Source organism: Brevibacterium pityocampae, assembly GCF_039541555.1.
GTDB lineage: Bacteria > Actinomycetota > Actinomycetes > Actinomycetales > Brevibacteriaceae > Brevibacterium > Brevibacterium pityocampae.
Window position 1 is genome coordinate 129,517 of record NZ_BAABGL010000018.1, and the last position, 15,135, is coordinate 144,651.

Here is a 15,135-nt window from a genome sequence, read left to right on the forward strand (position 1 = left end):
TCCCCGGCGGGGCCGCTCCCGAGTCCCGCCTCCCGGCCCGCCGCGTTCCGACCACCGACCCGGAGGAGAGTCCCGTGCACATCGCAGTCATCGGCGCCGGGGTGCTCGGCCTGTGCACCGCCCTCCACCTCGCCGAGCGCGGGGAGGACGTCGTGCTCCTCGAGGCGGCGCACCCCTTCGCAGGAGCCAGCGGGCGGTCGTTCGCGTGGATCAATGCGAACCACAAGGAGCCGCGCGCCTACTACGACCTCAATGCAGCGGGTATCGCGGCCCACCACCGGCTGCAGGAGCGGCTGGCCGCGCACGGCCGCTGGTTCCATCCGAGCGGCGGGATCCTCGTCGACACGGGGCCGGACCGGATCCGTACCTATGAGGAGCGCAGCACCGAGGCGCGGGCTTACGGCTACCCGTGCCGGGAGGTCGACCGGGCGGAGCTCGAAGCGCTCGAGCCGGCGGTCGACTGGCCGGACAGCGCGGACGGCGGTCTGCTCTTCGAGGCGGAGGGCTACGCGGATGCCGAGCTCTTCAGGGACGCGCTGCTCTCCGCGCTGGCGGACCGCGGGATCGCACCGCGCATCATCACCGTCGAGTCCTGGCAGGCAGCAGGCGACGGCGTCGACCTCCACCTGGCCGGGGGCGAGGTGCTCTCCGTCGATCGTGCGGTGCTCGCCGCCGGGGCCGCATCAAGGGAGATCGCCGCACGGTCCGGCGCGCTGGTGTCCGTAGCGGACCTGCGGGAACGCAGCGCACGGACGCACAGCTTCCTCGGCATCACCGAACCGGTCGGCACTCCCCCACTCGACATCGAGCTGCACCGGGTCATCGTGTCCGACCGGATGAATGTGCGCCCGCAGCACGACGGGCGGCTGCTCGTGCAGGTGCCCTCGGTCGAGCACCGGGCCGCCGAGCAGTCCACCGCAGAGCAGCTCGCCGAGGTGCGCGCGGAGATGGACGCGGTGCTCGCGGAGTTCTTCGGAGACCGCGCGCGGCTCGAATCGGTGACGCTGAGCGGGCGCAGCCTGCCCGACGACGAGCTCACCATCGCCGGCTTCCTCGACGAGCAGCAGCGCGTCTACGCCCTCGTCACGCACAGCGGAATGACCCTGGCCCCGCACCTCGGGGAGGTCGCCGCCGCCGAGGTCACCGGCACCCCGGATCCGGGTCTCGAGCTGTTCCGGCCCGGCCGGTTCGCGCGGCGCCGTGCGCAGGCGGATGGGGCCGGTGACGGGGAGGCGACCGCCGGGACGCGCGAGGAGTTCATCGGTCGGCAGTGAGCGCGGCCCGGGTGACGCACGGGTACTTCACGGGTGCGGATGAGCTCCGATGAGTTATCCACAGGTTCGAATAATCCCGTGCGCTCCGGGGTGGGCTGCATTACCGTAGACAGCACCTGCTCCGCTCCTCCCCAAGGACACCCGATGCCCCTCGTGTTCTCTCCCCCGCCCCGCCTCACCCACGAGCCCGATGAGTTCTCGACCGGTTCCGCGCAGGAACAGCGACCCGCGTGTCACTCACGCTCGCCGAATGCGCCGCGCCTGCCCCGCGCTGCTCCGAGGATCGGTGCCGCCGTGGGCGCTGCGGTGCTGCTCCTGTCGGCTTGCACCGCCGGACCCGAGGAGCACACACTCGCCACACCGACCGCCGCGACTCCCACCGACACCGCCGAAGCAGTCCCGGAATACACGACCGACCTGCAGCTCAGCGAGGAGGAGAAGAAGGCGGTCGACGCATCATTAATTGCACTCAACGGTTTCGTTGAAACTACAAACGATGTCTACGGAGCAGGTGGATCCGGCGCAGAGAAGTTTGACAAAGTTTCCAAGGACGTCGTTCTCGTCAAATCTAAGAACGAGTCTGATGAGCTAGCGTCGTCAAACACACGAATGCATGGAGAATTTCGCATATCAGAGATTGGTGTAAATGAAGTCGACTTAAGGTCCGATGACGGAACTCAGATTCCATTCGTATCCATTCTTGCTTGCGTTCCGACCAATGAGTATTACTTTGCCGCCAAAGAAGCTCGCAGCAATCAAACAGAATCGGCTGACTCGGAGACCAAGACCTTCCAATTTGTCGTCTCTAATTATGAATCGGAATGGTTCGTATCAGAGCAGTATCTTTGGTCGGAATCATGCGAATCAAAATAGTTTCCGGCACCGCAATAGGAATGGCTTTCCTGCTATTGATACAAACGTCCTCAGCTCTTGCCACAAGTCCTGGCTGTTCAATTCTTGAGGATGGGAATGGAAACTGTAGCGTCGAGCGAAGCGAACCTGATCGCGGAGATTCTGATCGCGGTGGATCGAATCCAGGTGGAGGCGGCTCCGACCGGGGAGGCTCCGATCGCGGCGGCCGTGGAGGCGGCGGCGGATCGGGTGGCGGCGGTGGCGGGCCTGCAGGTCCACCCGGCGGATGCGAGCGCGTGAATCTTCCGTCCACGGGTGAGAGCGTCGAGGTCTGCGCGGAGCTCGATCCCGACGACGAGGGCGGCGGGTCCGGCGGTGGCGGCGGGGAGGCCGCACCGACCCCGGTGGTGACGGAGGAGGACTTCCAGTCCTTCGAGATCCCGCCCTCGACGCTCCACTCCTGGCCCGATGCTTGGGCGGTGACGAATCGGCGGACGGCTTTCTGGGCCGACTCCGCGGTCCGCTATATCGACCTCGTCCTCTTCGACATCCCGGTGCAGGTGCGGGCCACGCCCGTGGCCTATGTCTGGGACTTCGGCGACGGCACCACGGACCGCACGACCTCCCCGGGCAGCCGCCCGCGGTCCGTCCAGAACGCGCAGATCCACCACACGTACTCGGCGCCCGGCACCGTCTCGGTCACCCTGACCACGTACTACGCGGGAATGTACTCCGTGGCCGGCGGCCCCTGGCTGACGATCCCGGGCCAGGCAGCGGTGCCGAGCGACCCGCTCGAGCTCGAGGTGTACCGCTACCACCGGTTCCTCGTCGACGAGGACTGCCTCGACGACCCTTCGAGCCCCGACTGCGAGGCTCCGGACGGCTGACCGCCCCGGCTCAGCGCCAGGCTGAGATGATGTCGGCGAGGTCCCGGCGCGGACCGGTGAAGAACGGGAGCTCCTCACGCACGTGGAGGCGCGCCTGGGTGGCGCGCAGCTCGCGCATGAGGTCGACGATCCGGTCGACCCGCGAGGCCTCGAAGGACAGCAGCCACTCGTAGTCGCCGAGCGCGAACGCGGAGATCGTGTTCGCCTTGATGTCCTTGTAGTCCGCAGCCGCCATGCCGTGCTCGCGCAGCATCTGCGAGCGCTCCTCCGCCGGCAGCACGTACCACTCGTAGGACCGCACGAACGGGTACACGCAGATGTAGTCGCCGGGCGTGCTGTCGGTGAGGAACGCCGGCAGGTGGGACTTGTTGAACTCCGCCGGGCGGTGCATGCCGATGACCGACCACACGGGCTCGAGGATCGAGCCGAGCACCGAGTGGCGCACGGCGGCGTAGGCGGCCTGGATCGCCTCGGTGGTGGGGGCGTGCCACCAGAACATGACGTCGGCGTCGGGGCGGAAGGCGGAGACGTCGTAGACGCCGCGCACCACGAGGCCCTGGTCGCTGAGCGCGGAGAGCCGGGAGGTGATCTCCTCGGCGAGCGCGGCGCGGTCCTCCTCGCCGATCTCCCCGGCGACGGAGAACACGCTGTAGCCGGCGTAGCGGATCTCCTGGTTGAACTTCTCGATCTCTTCCGGGGTGGGCTGGCGGTAGTTCGACATGGTTCCTTCTTCCTCGTGGTGGTGTCCGTCGATCAGGTCTGCTGGTGGTGCGTGTGCAGGGGATCCATGAACAGCGAGCGCGGGAGCACTGGTGACATGCGCAGGGGTGGAGTGCGCAGTCGGCGCGGTGCGATCACGGCGGCGGGCCGCCGGTGAGCCGGGCGATCTCCTTCTCCGCCCGCGCGATGCAGGCGGGGATCCCGACCCCGTCGTAGGCGGAGCCGACGAGCGCGAGGCCCGGGATGCCGGCGAGCACCGCGTCGATGCGTGCGGTGCGCTCGAGGTGGCCGGGCGTGTACTGGGGCAGCGCCGCGGTCCACCGCTGCACCTCGGTGTGGAGGACGGGGGCGGCCCGGCCGGTGATGCGCCGCCAGTCCGCGATCGCCCGGGCGACGAGCTCATCGTCGGACAGCGGCTCCCAGGCGTCCGGGTCGTCGCCGAACCGGCCGACGCTCATCCGCACCACGGCGGTGTCCGCGGGCAGCAGCGCGGCGAGCCACGGCCACTTGTTCGAGGCGTAGGTCGAGGCCTTGATGAACGCGGTCTCCGTGGGAGGGACGAGGAAGCCGGAGCCCTCCAGCGGGGCCTCGGCGACGTCGATGACGGCGGTGACCACGGCGGAGCTCGCATGGTCCACTCCCCCGAGGATCCCCGCGATCTCCGCGTCGACCCCGGCGAGCAGACCGGTCGCGGCGTGCGCGGGCACGGCGAGGACGAGAGCGTCGAACTCCTCGGCTCCGCCGCTCACGCTCTCGACGGCCCAGGTGCCGCCGCCGGCCTGTCGCACGGCGCGCACCGGAGCGTTGAGCCGGAACTCGACCCCGGACTGCGCGAGGTGCTCGGTGAGCGCGGTGACGAGGCGGTTCATCCCGCCGCGCAGCGACATGAACACCGGCGGCGCCTCGGCGGGCTGGGAGCCGGGGACGTTCGCCCCGGGCGTCGCCGCGCGCCCGGCGGCCCGCGCGCGGAGCACCTCGGCGACGGCGTCGAGGACCGGGGTGCCGGCCCGGGCTGCGGGCAGGAGCGCGGGGATCGTCGCGGCGAGGGAGAGGTCGCGGCAGCGTCCGGCGTACACGCCGCCGAGCAGCGGGTCGACCACGGTGTCGACGAGCGCGTCGCCGAGCCGGGCTGCGAGGAAACCGCCCACCGACACGTCGCCGGCGGCCGGCGCGGTGAGCTGCTCCTCGCTCACCCGGGCGAGCTCGGACTCGGTGAGCAGGCCTGCGAGCACCTGCGGGTCGGCGGGCACGCCCATGAGGGTGCCGGCCGGGATCGCGTGCATGGCGCCGTGGGCGTGGATGCGGGAGGAGTGCGCCCGGGACGGGAACTCGAGGTCGAGGCCGAGCTCGCGGCACAGGCCCACGGTCTCCGGGCGGACGTACAGGCTCGCCTCGGCACCGACGTCGGCACCGGCGGGCGCATTGCCGTTCAGGTCGGAGCCGCGCAGGCACCCGCCCAGCCGGTCCGAGGCCTCGTACACGGTGACCGCGGTGCCGGGCCGGGTGCTGATGAGCCGATGGGCGGCGACGAGGCCGGAGATCCCGCCCCCGACGACAGCGGCGGTGCTCACCGGCGGTCGCCCGCCTCCGCGGCCGGGTCGACCGGGTCCATGCTGTCCGCGGCTCCCGAGGCGCCCCGGCGCTCGGCGAGGACCTCACGGGACACCCGGTGGACCTCCTCGACGACGAGGCCGGGGACGGCGGGGTCGGTGGCCGGCAGCACGCCGTGGCCGAGGTTGAAGACGTGGCCGCCCGGATGGTCGAGACCGGCGCGCACGATCTGCTCCACGCGCGGCCGCAGCACCTCCCACGGGGCGAACAGCATCGCCGGGTCGAGGTTGCCCTGGAGCGCCTGGCCGGGCTGCACCCGGGCCGAGGCGGCGGCGAGGTCGACGCGGAAGTCCACACCCATGACGGTGGAGCCGGCCTCGGACATCGGGGCCAGCAGCTCCCCGGTCTGCACACCGAAGTGGAAGCTCGGGACGTCGTGGCGGCTCAGCGCTGCGAACACCTCCTGCGAGTGCGGGAGCACGGCGGCGCGGTAGTCCTGCGGGCCGAGGTAACCGGCCCAGGAATCGAAGAGCTGGAAGGCGCGGGCGCCGGCGGACAGCTGCACGTCGATGAAGGTCGCCGACATCCGGCCGAGCTTGGCGAGGATCGCGGAGAACAGCTCCGGATCCCCGAGCATCATCGCCTTGGTCTTCTCGTGGTTGCGGCTCGGCCCGCCCTCGATGAGGTAGCTCGCCACCGTGAACGGCGCGCCGGCGAACCCGATGAGCGGGGTGTCGCCGAGCTCCGCGACGATCCGGGTGACGGATTCGGCGATGTCGGACAGTGCCTCGGCGTCGAGCTCGGGCAGCCGGTCGAGGTCGGCACGGGTGCGCACGGGGGTGCTGATGACGGGTCCGACCCCGGGCTCGATGACGACGTCGACACCGGCGGCCTGGAGCGGGACGACGATGTCGGAGAAGAAGATCGCGGCGTCCACGCCGTGCCGACGGACCGGCTGCAGGGTGATCTCGGTGACGAGGTCCGGGGTGCGGCACGCCTCGAGCATCGCGTTGCCCTTCCGGAGCTCCCGGTACTCGGGGAGGGAGCGACCGGCCTGCCGCATGAACCAGACGGGAGTGTGATCAACCGGCTGCGAGAGGGCAGCGCGTACGAGAGTCGAAGCCATTGCTCCATGGTCTCATCTGCGCGCGGCCGGAAGAAACCGTGTCGTACCGCAGGACCGCCCGTCTCAGAGCGGAGCCGCCCGCACCGCCGGTTCCGGGATCGGGCGCCGAGGCGCCGCTCAGGGCAACGGGGTGTCGGCGGTGAGGGCGTGGAAGGTGCGGTCGACGTAGACGAGCGGAGGACGCGGCGCGTCGGCGAGGATCTCGCGGACCGCGGCGACGACCACGATCGACTCCCCCACCTCGACGTGCTCGAGGTGCTCACACAGGAGGGCGGCGTGCACCCCGGGCAGCACCGGCTCGCCGCCCGGCAGGGTGCGCCAGCCCTGCTCGGGGGTGAAGCGCGGAGCACCGGGCACGGCGAAGGACCGGGCGATCTCGACCTGGTCGGCGCTGAGCAGGTTGACGACGAAGGACGGGGCCGCGAGCACGCGGGAGGCCGAGCCGCGCCGCGAGGTCACGGAGAACAGCAGCGCCGGGGGCGCCGCGGACACGCTGGCCACGCTCGACACCGTGAGACCGACCGGCCCGTCCGGTGAGGCCGCGCTGATCACCGCCACCCCGGCGGGGTGATGACGGAACGCGTGCTTGAACGCCTCGGGGTCGAGCTGGTTCACGGGTGCGGTCTCCTTCGCAGCGGCTGGACGGATGGTTCGAGGGGTGCCCTCGCTCCGCCAACGCCGCGCACCGGGTCCGGCATTCCCGCCGCCCGGCGCCTCGGCGTGGATGCTAGGACATGTCCGCGGCGTTGCCTACTCTGGACTCGTGGTCATCCCGTCTCCGCTCAATCGCACGCCCGAACCGTTCGCGCGCGCCTCGGCCGTGCTCCGCGAGGTGACCGGCCGCCCCCACGTGTCGATCTCCGAGATCCCGGCCCCGGGCAAGCTCGCCCCCTACGCCCTCGCCCTCGGGGCCGAGGTCCGCGCCGAGGACCACCCGGTCGTGCCCGCCGACGACGACGTCGACGAGCTCGCCACCGGACGCGTCGTCGTCCTCTACGACCCCGACCGTCCGAGCGAGTGGGACGGGGAGTTCCGAGTGGTGAGCTACATCCGCGCGGAGCTCGAGCACGAGCTCGGCCACGAGGCCATGCTCGGCTCCGTCGCCTGGTCCTGGCTCACCGAGGCCCTCGAGACGAACGGCTGCGAGGTGCGCAGCATCGGCGGCACCACCACCCGCGTGCTCTCGGAGAGCTTCGGCACGCTCGCCGGGCGTCCGTCGACGATCGACCTCGAGTTCCGGGGCTCGTGGACCCCGGTGATGGAGGAGCCGGAGGAGATCGCCGACCACCTGACCGCGTGGATCGACCTCCTGTGCACCGTCGCCGGCCTCCCACCGCTGCCCGAGGGCGTCACTCCCCTGCCGGGGCGCCGCCGGTGAGCTCCCACCACACCGACGAATCCCTGCCGCTGCTGTCCGCCCCCGCGGACGGGGTGCCCGACATCGTCGACACCCCGGACGCCCTCGCCGCGGCGGTCCGCGACCTGGCCGCCGGCACCGGTGCGGTGGCCGTCGACGCCGAGCGCGCCTCGGGCATCCGCTACGGCGGGCGCGCCTTCCTCATCCAGCTGCGCCGCGCGGGCGCCGGGACGATCCTCATCGACCCCGAGGCGCTGCCGGACCTGTCCACGGTAGACGACGCCCTGCGCGGCGCCGAATGGGTGCTCCACGCCTCGACCCAGGACCTCCCCTGCCTCGCCGAGCGCGGGATGCGCCCCGACGCCCTGTTCGACACCGAGCTCGCCGCGCGCATGCTCGACTTCGAACGCTTCGGACTCGCCGCGGTCGTCGGCGAGACGCTCGGTGTCCGCCTGGCGAAGGAGCACTCGAACGTCGACTGGTCGCGCCGTCCGCTGCCGCCCGACTGGCTGACCTACGCCGCGCTCGACGTCGAGCTCCTCATCGAGGTCAGCGACATCCTCCAGGCGCAGCTCCAGGAGACCGGCAAAGCCGAGTTCGCACAGCAGGAGTTCGACCACCTCCTCGACTTCACCCCCAACGTCTACGCGGAGCCGTGGCGCCGCGTGCAGGGCCTGGGCACGGTGAAATCCCGCCGCGGCCTGGCGCGCGTCCGGTCCCTGTGGACGGCCCGGGACCGGGTCGCCGCCGCGCAGGACCTCGCACCGAGCCAGATCCTGCGCGACCGCCACCTCATCGCACTCGTCGGCATCGATGCCCGCACTCCCGACGACCTGCGGCGCGTCCCTGGCGTACCCGGGATGGACCGCTCGGCGCGCCTGCGCTGGCACAAGGCCCTGAGCGATGCCGACGCCCTGCCCGAGGCCGAGCTCCCCGATCGCCGCTCCGCGGACGCCGAGGCACCCGCCGAGGTCGACCGGAACCGCGTCAAGGCGCGCCTCGATCTCATGAAGCCCGCCGTCCAGGAGGTCGCGCGGGACCTGCGGATGCCGCACGAGGTCGTCCTCACCCCGCGCCACGTCAAGACTCTCGCCGGCCGGCGCACCATCGGGGACGAACAGGCCGTCGCGGCGTTCCTCGCCGAGCGCGGCGCCCGGCCCTGGCAGATCGAGGCGACGGCCGGAGTGCTCGCCGCCGCCGCGGCCGAGGCGGATCGGGACTGATCGGGTCGACGTCTCCGGCGGGTCAGCCGGTGCGGGTCGAGGTGCGCTCGACGCGGTCGACGATGTCGGCCGGGAGGATCCTCAGGATCTTGTCGACCATGTCCGGCACCGCGAGGCCGGCGTACTCGAGGATCTCGTCCCGGGTGCCGTGGGGCAGGAACTCGTCGGGCACGCCGAGCTCGAGCACTCCGGTGCGGGAGTCGTCGTCGCGGAGGTCCTGGCGGATCTGCGAGCCGATGCCGCCGATCTTCACCCCGTCCTCGATGACGGCGACGAGCGCGTGCTCCTTGCCCATGTCGAGCACCGACTCCGGCACGGGCAGCACCCAGCGGGGGTCGACCACGGTGGTGCCGATGCCCTGGGCGCGGAGTGCCTCCGACACGGCGAGCGCGCGATCGGCGAGCGCGCCGACGGACACGATGAGGACGTCGGCGGGCAGGCTCGCGGGCGTCTCGGCGAGCACGTCGACCCCGTCGGCGGTGCGGCGCAGGGCAGCGATCTCGGTGCCGACGGTGCCGCGGGAGAACCGCACGACGGTCGGGGCGTCGGACACCTCGACGGCCTCGCGGAACTCCTCGGCCAGGCGGGTGGCGTCGCGCGGGGCGGCGAGCTGCAGCCCGGGCACGATCTGGAGCATCGCCATGTCCCAGATGCCGTGGTGGCTGGCGCCGTCGGGGCCGGTGACGCCGGCCCGGTCGAGCACGAAGGTCACGCCCTGGCGGTGGAGCGCGACGTCCATGAGGAGCTGGTCGAAGGCGCGGTTGAGGAACGTCGCGTAGAGGCACACGACCGGGTGGAGCCCGCCGTAGGACAGGCCCGCGGCCGAGGCGACGGCGTGCTGCTCGGCGATGCCGACGTCGAACACCCGCTCGGGGAACTCGGCGGCGAACTTCTCCAGGCCCACCGGCATGAGCATGGCGGCGGTGATCGCGACGAGGTCGGTGCGGGTACGGGCGATCTCGACGATCTCGGAGCCGAACACCGAGGTCCACGAGGTGCCCGTCGAGGGCTGGGCGGCGCCGGTGAGCGGGTCGATGACGCCGACGGCGTGGAACTGGTCGGCCTCGTCCTCGATCGCCGGGGCGTAGCCGCGGCCCTTCTGGGTGATCGCGTGGACGATGATCGGGCCCTGGTCGAAGTTCTTCGCCCGGGTGAGCGCCTTCTCCATGCTCTCGAGGTCGTGACCGTCGACGGGGCCGAGGTACTTGATCCCGAGCTCGTCGAACATCCCGGTCGCCGGTGCCGCGACCATGTCCTTGAGGCCCTTCTTCATCCCGTGCATCGCGGTGTAGGCGGCGCGCCCGGGAGGACCGGACTGCTGCAGGCGGTCGCGCCCCCAGCTCAGCAGCTTCTCGTAGTTCGAACTCGCGCGCAGCGAGTCGAGGTGTGCGGCGAACCCGCCGACGGTGGGTGCGTAGGAGCGGCCGTTGTCGTTGACGACGATGATGAGGCGGCGCGGCGGCTGGGAGCTGTCGGCGGCGATGTTGTTGAGCGCCTCCCAGGCCATGCCGCCGGTCAGTGCCCCGTCGCCGATGACGACGACGACGCTGCGCTCGGACTCGCCTTTGAGCTGGTGGGCCTTGGCGATGCCGTCGCCCCAGGACAGGGCCGCCGAGGCGTGGGAGTTCTCGATGATGTCGTGCTCGCTCTCGGCCCGCGAGGGGTAGCCGGAGAGCCCGTCGCGCTGGCGCAGCGTGTCGAACTGGGCGTAGCGGCCGGTGAGGAGCTTGTGGACGTAGCTCTGGTGGCCGACGTCGAAGAGGATCGTGTCGCACGGGGAGTCGAACACGCGGTGGATCGCGGTGGTGAGCTCGACGACGCCGAGGTTGGGCCCCAGGTGCCCGCCGGTGCCGGCAACCGTGGTGATGAGCGTGTCGCGGATCTCCTTGGTGAGCACCTGGCACTCGGCGTCCGACAGCGCCTTGAGGTCTGCCGGGGAGGTGATGGTCTCCAGGAATGTCATTCGCGCGTTCGCTCCTTCGGGTGCGCCTGCTGCGCGCACGACTGTCGAAATGTTCGTCCAAGCGTAGCAATCCTACTGCCCGGTCCCTGGGTGGACGCCCAGGCTGCGGGGCATGGCGGGGTGTGCGATGCGCGATGTGCGCAGGATCGGATCACGGCGGACCGCGGCCGAGGCGCACACTGGGAGGAGCAGCGACGCACCCCGACCACTGGAGGACCCCATGCGCTCGGTCGTCATCACCCAGAACATCACCGCGGACGGCTCGATCGAGATGCTCGACGACTGGTTCGACCCGTCCGGGATGCCTGAGTCCGGGGAGCTCGCCGAGCTCAACCGCGAGCAGGACGCGGCCTGCGACCTCGTGCTGCTCGGCCGGTGCACCTTCGAGGACTTCCGCGGGTACTGGCCGGAGGCCGATGATGCGGCGGGGATCTCGGCCTACCTCGACGCGGTGGACAAGGTCGTCGTCTCCGGCACGCTCACCGACCCCGGGTGGCAGAACACGACGGTCGTGCGCGATCCGCTCACCGCGGTCCGCGAGCTGCGGGAGCGCGCCGGCGGCGAGATCGTCGTCACCGGGAGCATCTCCGTGTGCCATGCGCTGCTGCGCGCCGGCCTGGTCGACGGGATCCGGCTCTACGAGTACCCCTGGGCGCAGGGCCGCGGCCGGCACCTGTTTCCCGCCGATGCCGCGCCCGGCCGGCTCACGCTCCTCGAGTCCCGGCTCCTCGACGGTCGGCTGCCCTACCGCGCCTACCGCATCGGGTGAGGGCGATCGCAGCGGTCGCGGCGGCACAGGGTGGTCTGAGGTCGGATCAGCGTGCGACGGTGGGCCTCAGCGACGAGCGCTGTCCAGCGGTCCGGCGGCATCCGGTCCTGCATGTCCTCCAGTGCGCGCCGGACAGTGGTGCCCGGGATGCCCTCGTGCTCTGTGCAGCTCACGGAGCACCATCGCTGGCAGGTGCTTCAACCTCGTGGTGAGTTTCGCTGGGCCGCCCGGAGGTGCTTGCCCTTCCGGCAGGCGCCCTCCGGGCGGTAGCGATCAGCTGTCAACAGCACGTCCCTCGCGCGCTTACTCGCTTCCGCCTGCGAGCTCGAAGTACCGCTCGAAGAAACTCGTCAGTGCCTCGATCACGCGCTTCTTCTTGTCGCCGTGACCTGCTTCGCGGTTGAAGCGTGAGACGGGTGGCATGATCGTCGTGATCGCCGTACCGCCAGTGCTCAGCTGAGCATCGCGGAAGGCTGCGACGACGAACGCGCGGGTCTGTTCCGGCTTGAGTTCGAGCTCGTCGATGATCCGCTGAAGCTCAGCGTCTCGTTTGGCGGCGATGAACGTCTGCCACTGCTCGTCGACTGCACCGTCGACGGACACCGAGTCGACGAAGTCCTCTACAAGGTCTCGCTTGCTTCGCAGGCTCGGGCTGGCATCGACCGCGTGTGTGATCTGAGCACGCAGCTCCTTGTCCTTGCCGTTCCCGCGCTCGGCACGCATCCGCTCGACGAGCATGAGGATGTAGTCGACGTTGATCTCGACTTGCTTGACCAGTTCGATCTCGAAGACGACGTCGTCGTTGATCTGCTCCTTCTCCGCCGCTGTGTCCGTCCGGAAGTCGGCGTACAGGTTCAGGTAGACGCTGCGGTAGTCCTGATGTTGTCGCTCGGTCAGGACGTCTTGGCCTTCGAACTCATCGAACTCACCGAGGATGTTGCTCAGTCGGAGCACCGAACCGAAAATGTTGATGAAGTCCTTCTGATCCTGCTCCCCGATGATCTGCGCGCCCAGCGGGAACCGCCGCAGCAGCTCGCTCACCTTTTCGGAGTACTCAGCGAAGTACTCGCTGTACGGCGGTGCGATCACGATGCTGCGTGCGTCCTTGTTGCCGAACAGCTCGAGTGCGGCGTTCGTCTCGTCCTCGAGGTCGCGGAAGACGACGATGTTCCCGTGCCGCTTCACCGAGTTGAGAATGCGATTGGTGCGCGAGTACGCCTGGATGAGACCGTGCATGCGCAGGTTCTTGTCGACGAAGAGTGTATTCAACGTCGTGGCGTCGAAGCCGGTGAGGAACATGTTCACCACGATGACCAGGTCGATCTCGCGGTTCTTCATCCGCTGAGACAGGTCCTTGTAGTAGTTCTGGAACTTGTCGGCGCTGGTGTCGTAGCTGGTGCCGAACATGTCGTTGTAATCCTGGATCGCGTCTTCCAGGAAGTCGCGCGCGCCGCTGGCGAGCATGTCGGTGTCGAACGCCTCGTCCTCGAGGATGCCATCGGGCTCAGCCTCATTCGCGCCATAGCTGTAGATCAGCCCGACCTTGAGACGCTTCGCGGGCGGCAGCTGCTCCATCTGCATCTGGAACTGGTTGTAGTATCGGCGCGCTGCATCGATCGAGGCCGTCGCGAACAGCGCGTTGAAACCGCGAACGCGCTTCTTCTCCTTGAGCGACTCCGCTCGGCGATGCGTACGTGACGACTCCGCCACGTTGGTCACGACGGCGTGCTCGTAGCTCGTCTGGCGCTTCGTCTTCTGGTCGAAGTGTTCCAGGATGTATGCAGTGACCTGCGCGATACGACGCGGATCCAGCAGAGCGCGCTCTCGATCGATCGCCGGGACGTCCTTGTCGACGATGCCTGCGCGTGCACCGATCGTGTTGATGTAGTCGACCCGGAACGGCAGAACGTTCTTGTCCGTGATCGCGTCCATGATCGTGTACGTGTGCAGCTTGTCGCCGAAAGCCTGCTCGGTCGTCTTCAGCAGTGGGTTGCCGCCGCTTGCCGAATTCTCAGCGAAGATCGGTGTGCCTGTGAAGCCGAACAGGTTGTAGCGCTTGAATGCCCGCGTGATGTCGGTGTGCATGTCGCCGAACTGCGACCGGTGGCACGCGTCGAAGATGATCACGACGTGCCCCGAGAAGATCTCGTGGCCCGTGTTGGCCTTGATGAAGGTCGACAGCTTCTGGATCGTCGTGATGATGATCGGCTGGTTGGTTCTACCGCTTTTCAGCAATGCGCCATTGGGTTTGGTGAGCTGCTCGGCCAAGATCTTCGTGCTCGTGTTGCTGTTCGCTGATCCAGGCGCGAATCGGTCGTACTCGCGCATCGTCTGGTAGTCGAGGTCCTTGCGGTCGACCACGAACAGCACTTTGTCGACGCTCGGCATCTTCGACGCGAGCTGAGCAGCCTTGAACGACGTGAGTGTCTTGCCCGACCCGGTGGTGAATCGCCCCGGGTTTAATGGAGACATCGTTAGCCCGGAAGGATGGGCGGCATGGTCGCACCACGGAAGTACCCCGACGAGCTACGCGAGCGAGCCACAAGGATGGCGATCGATGCGCGACAGGACCCGGCCACTCGGGCCGGCGCGTTCCGTCGGATCGGGGAACAACTCGGTGTCCACCCCGAAGCGCTGCGGACGTGGGTGAAGAAGGCTGAGATCGATGAAGGACTCAGACCGGGAACTACCTCGGACGACGCAGCCCGGATGGCCGAACTCGAGAGGGAGGTCCGCGAGCTGCGGCGGGCGAATACGATCCTGCGGCAGGCATCGGCTTTCTTCGCCGCGGAGCTCGACCGCCCTTCCCGGTGATGTGCGCGTTCATCGACGCGCTCCGGGACGAGCACGGGGTCGAGCCGATCTGCAGGATCTTGCAGATCGCCCCGAGCAGCTACTACGCCCACCGCACCCGCGAGCCTTCAGCCAGGCAGCAGCGGGACGAGCAGCTGACGCAGGAGATCACACAGGTGCATGAGGAGAACTACGGCGTCTACGGGGCGCGGAAGGTTCATGCCGAGCTGCGCAGGCAGGGCCACGAGGTGGCCCGGTGCACCGTCGAGCGGCTGATGCGAAAGGCGGGACTCCGCGGCGTGAGCCGAGCGAAGGGGCCCCGGACGACGAAACCGGCACCGGAGACGAGTAGACCTGCGGATCTCGTCAATCGTGACTTCACGGCCGAGGCGGTCAACCAGTTGTGGGTCGCGGACATTACGTATGTGCGGACGTTCGCCGGATGGGTGTATGTCGCGTTCGTCCTGGATGTGTTCTCGCGTCGGATCGTGGGCTGGCAGGTGTCCACGAGGCTGTACACGGCGCTGGCGATCGATGGGGACTGATGCACGTTTAAGTGTCAGTTTGGGTTTCACGCTGCGAGGTTCGCAGCGGGTTTCATGATCGCCTCGTACTCCACC

At 69.3% G+C, this 15,135-nt stretch carries 15 protein-coding genes and 1 other annotated feature; of the genes, 9 read left to right on the forward strand and 6 right to left on the reverse strand.

The features are described from left to right. The first annotated feature begins 74 nt into the window (after window positions 1-74). The 4 genes from ABD883_RS11865 (at window position 75) to ABD883_RS11880 (ending at window position 3,013) form a co-directional block, all read left to right on the forward strand. Complete coding sequence (locus tag ABD883_RS11865; RefSeq protein WP_345032325.1) at window positions 75-1,274, forward strand: NAD(P)/FAD-dependent oxidoreductase; 1,200 nt, start codon at window positions 75-77, stop codon at window positions 1,272-1,274. A 144-nt stretch (window positions 1,275-1,418) separates the two neighbouring features. After that, window positions 1,419-2,147: a hypothetical protein gene (locus ABD883_RS11870; RefSeq protein WP_345032327.1), complete on the forward strand. Its 729-nt coding sequence runs from the start codon at window positions 1,419-1,421 to the stop codon at window positions 2,145-2,147. Between the two features lie 96 nt (window positions 2,148-2,243). Then, the gene (locus tag ABD883_RS11875) at window positions 2,244-2,426 is read left to right on the forward strand and encodes a hypothetical protein (RefSeq protein WP_345032330.1); all 183 of its coding nucleotides are present in this window, start codon (window positions 2,244-2,246) and stop codon (window positions 2,424-2,426) included. After that, a complete protein-coding gene (locus tag ABD883_RS11880) occupies window positions 2,423-3,013 on the forward strand; it encodes a PKD domain-containing protein (RefSeq protein WP_247618780.1) in 591 nt (196 codons plus the stop codon). Before ABD883_RS11875 ends, ABD883_RS11880 begins: the two co-directional genes overlap by 4 nt. 10 nt (window positions 3,014-3,023) lie before the next feature. Here the strand turns inward: ABD883_RS11880 and hemQ are convergent, their stop codons facing one another. From hemQ to ABD883_RS11900, 4 genes are all read right to left on the reverse strand, one after another. Then, window positions 3,024-3,734 (reverse strand): hydrogen peroxide-dependent heme synthase, encoded by a 711-nt coding sequence (gene hemQ, locus ABD883_RS11885; RefSeq protein ID WP_345032333.1) that lies wholly within the window; start codon window positions 3,732-3,734, stop codon window positions 3,024-3,026. 133 nt (window positions 3,735-3,867) lie between these two features. After that, a complete protein-coding gene (gene hemG / locus ABD883_RS11890) occupies window positions 3,868-5,304 on the reverse strand; it encodes a protoporphyrinogen oxidase (protein ID WP_345032335.1) in 1,437 nt (478 codons plus the stop codon). Beyond that, entirely contained in the window at window positions 5,301-6,347 is a 1,047-nt protein-coding gene (gene hemE, locus ABD883_RS11895) for a uroporphyrinogen decarboxylase (protein WP_425548443.1), read from the reverse strand. Before hemE ends, hemG begins: the two co-directional genes overlap by 4 nt. A 180-nt stretch (window positions 6,348-6,527) precedes the next feature. Then, window positions 6,528-7,025, reverse strand: coding sequence for a flavin reductase family protein (locus ABD883_RS11900; RefSeq protein ID WP_137319915.1), 498 nt, complete (start codon window positions 7,023-7,025; stop codon window positions 6,528-6,530). Window positions 7,026-7,173: 148 nt separating this feature from the next. Between ABD883_RS11900 and ABD883_RS11905 the strand changes: the two genes are divergently transcribed. Both ABD883_RS11905 and ABD883_RS11910 read left to right on the forward strand, forming a co-directional pair. After that, window positions 7,174-7,788, forward strand: coding sequence for a DUF3000 domain-containing protein (locus ABD883_RS11905; RefSeq protein WP_265808768.1), 615 nt, complete (start codon window positions 7,174-7,176; stop codon window positions 7,786-7,788). Next, complete coding sequence (locus tag ABD883_RS11910) at window positions 7,785-8,990, forward strand: HRDC domain-containing protein (RefSeq protein WP_345032344.1); 1,206 nt, start codon at window positions 7,785-7,787, stop codon at window positions 8,988-8,990. Before ABD883_RS11905 ends, ABD883_RS11910 begins: the two co-directional genes overlap by 4 nt. 22 nt (window positions 8,991-9,012) lie before the next feature. On the opposite strand, the gene dxs is transcribed toward ABD883_RS11910, so the two are convergent. Continuing rightward, window positions 9,013-10,953, reverse strand: coding sequence for a 1-deoxy-D-xylulose-5-phosphate synthase (gene dxs / locus ABD883_RS11915; RefSeq protein ID WP_345032348.1), 1,941 nt, complete (start codon window positions 10,951-10,953; stop codon window positions 9,013-9,015). 220 nt (window positions 10,954-11,173) lie between these two features. On the opposite strand from dxs, the gene ABD883_RS11920 reads away from it, so the two are divergent. Next, on the forward strand, window positions 11,174-11,722 hold the full coding sequence (locus tag ABD883_RS11920) for a dihydrofolate reductase family protein (protein ID WP_345032350.1): 549 nt from the start codon (window positions 11,174-11,176) through the stop codon (window positions 11,720-11,722). Between the two features lie 303 nt (window positions 11,723-12,025). Here the strand turns inward: ABD883_RS11920 and ABD883_RS11925 are convergent, their stop codons facing one another. After that, a complete protein-coding gene (locus ABD883_RS11925) occupies window positions 12,026-14,194 on the reverse strand; it encodes a type I restriction endonuclease subunit R, EcoR124 family (RefSeq protein ID WP_425548444.1) in 2,169 nt (722 codons plus the stop codon). Between the two features lie 24 nt (window positions 14,195-14,218). Between ABD883_RS11925 and ABD883_RS11930 the strand changes: the two genes are divergently transcribed. Together ABD883_RS11930 and ABD883_RS11935 are read left to right on the forward strand one after the other, a co-directional pair. Then, complete coding sequence (locus tag ABD883_RS11930) at window positions 14,219-14,536, forward strand: transposase (protein ID WP_296216403.1); 318 nt, start codon at window positions 14,219-14,221, stop codon at window positions 14,534-14,536. After that, window positions 14,497-14,610: a sequence feature (AL1L pseudoknot), on the forward strand. Its footprint overlaps the gene before it by 40 nt. Next, window positions 14,536-15,060, forward strand: a complete 525-nt coding sequence (locus tag ABD883_RS11935) for an IS3 family transposase (protein WP_345032354.1) — start codon at window positions 14,536-14,538, stop codon at window positions 15,058-15,060. It overlaps the preceding feature by 75 nt. Before ABD883_RS11930 ends, ABD883_RS11935 begins: the two co-directional genes overlap by 1 nt. The last annotated feature ends 75 nt before the right edge of the window (window positions 15,061-15,135 follow it).

Bases quoted from the DNA above. Each gene is read 5' to 3' on its own strand.
- dxs (WP_345032348.1), bottom strand. From the start codon at position 10,953: ATGACATTCCTGGAGACCATCACCTCCCCGGCAGACCTCAAGGCGCTG.
- hemE (WP_425548443.1), bottom strand. From the start codon at position 6,347: ATGCGGCAGGCCGGTCGCTCCCTCCCCGAGTACCGGGAGCTCCGGAAG.
- ABD883_RS11870 (WP_345032327.1), top strand. From the start codon at position 1,419: ATGCCCCTCGTGTTCTCTCCCCCGCCCCGCCTCACCCACGAGCCCGAT.
- ABD883_RS11930 (WP_296216403.1), top strand. From the start codon at position 14,219: ATGGTCGCACCACGGAAGTACCCCGACGAGCTACGCGAGCGAGCCACA.
- ABD883_RS11875 (WP_345032330.1), top strand. From the start codon at position 2,244: ATGGAAACTGTAGCGTCGAGCGAAGCGAACCTGATCGCGGAGATTCTG.
- ABD883_RS11920 (WP_345032350.1), top strand. From the start codon at position 11,174: ATGCGCTCGGTCGTCATCACCCAGAACATCACCGCGGACGGCTCGATC.
- ABD883_RS11925 (WP_425548444.1), bottom strand. From the start codon at position 14,194: ATGTCTCCATTAAACCCGGGGCGATTCACCACCGGGTCGGGCAAGACA.
- hemQ (WP_345032333.1), bottom strand. From the start codon at position 3,734: ATGTCGAACTACCGCCAGCCCACCCCGGAAGAGATCGAGAAGTTCAAC.
- ABD883_RS11935 (WP_345032354.1), top strand. From the start codon at position 14,536: ATGTGCGCGTTCATCGACGCGCTCCGGGACGAGCACGGGGTCGAGCCG.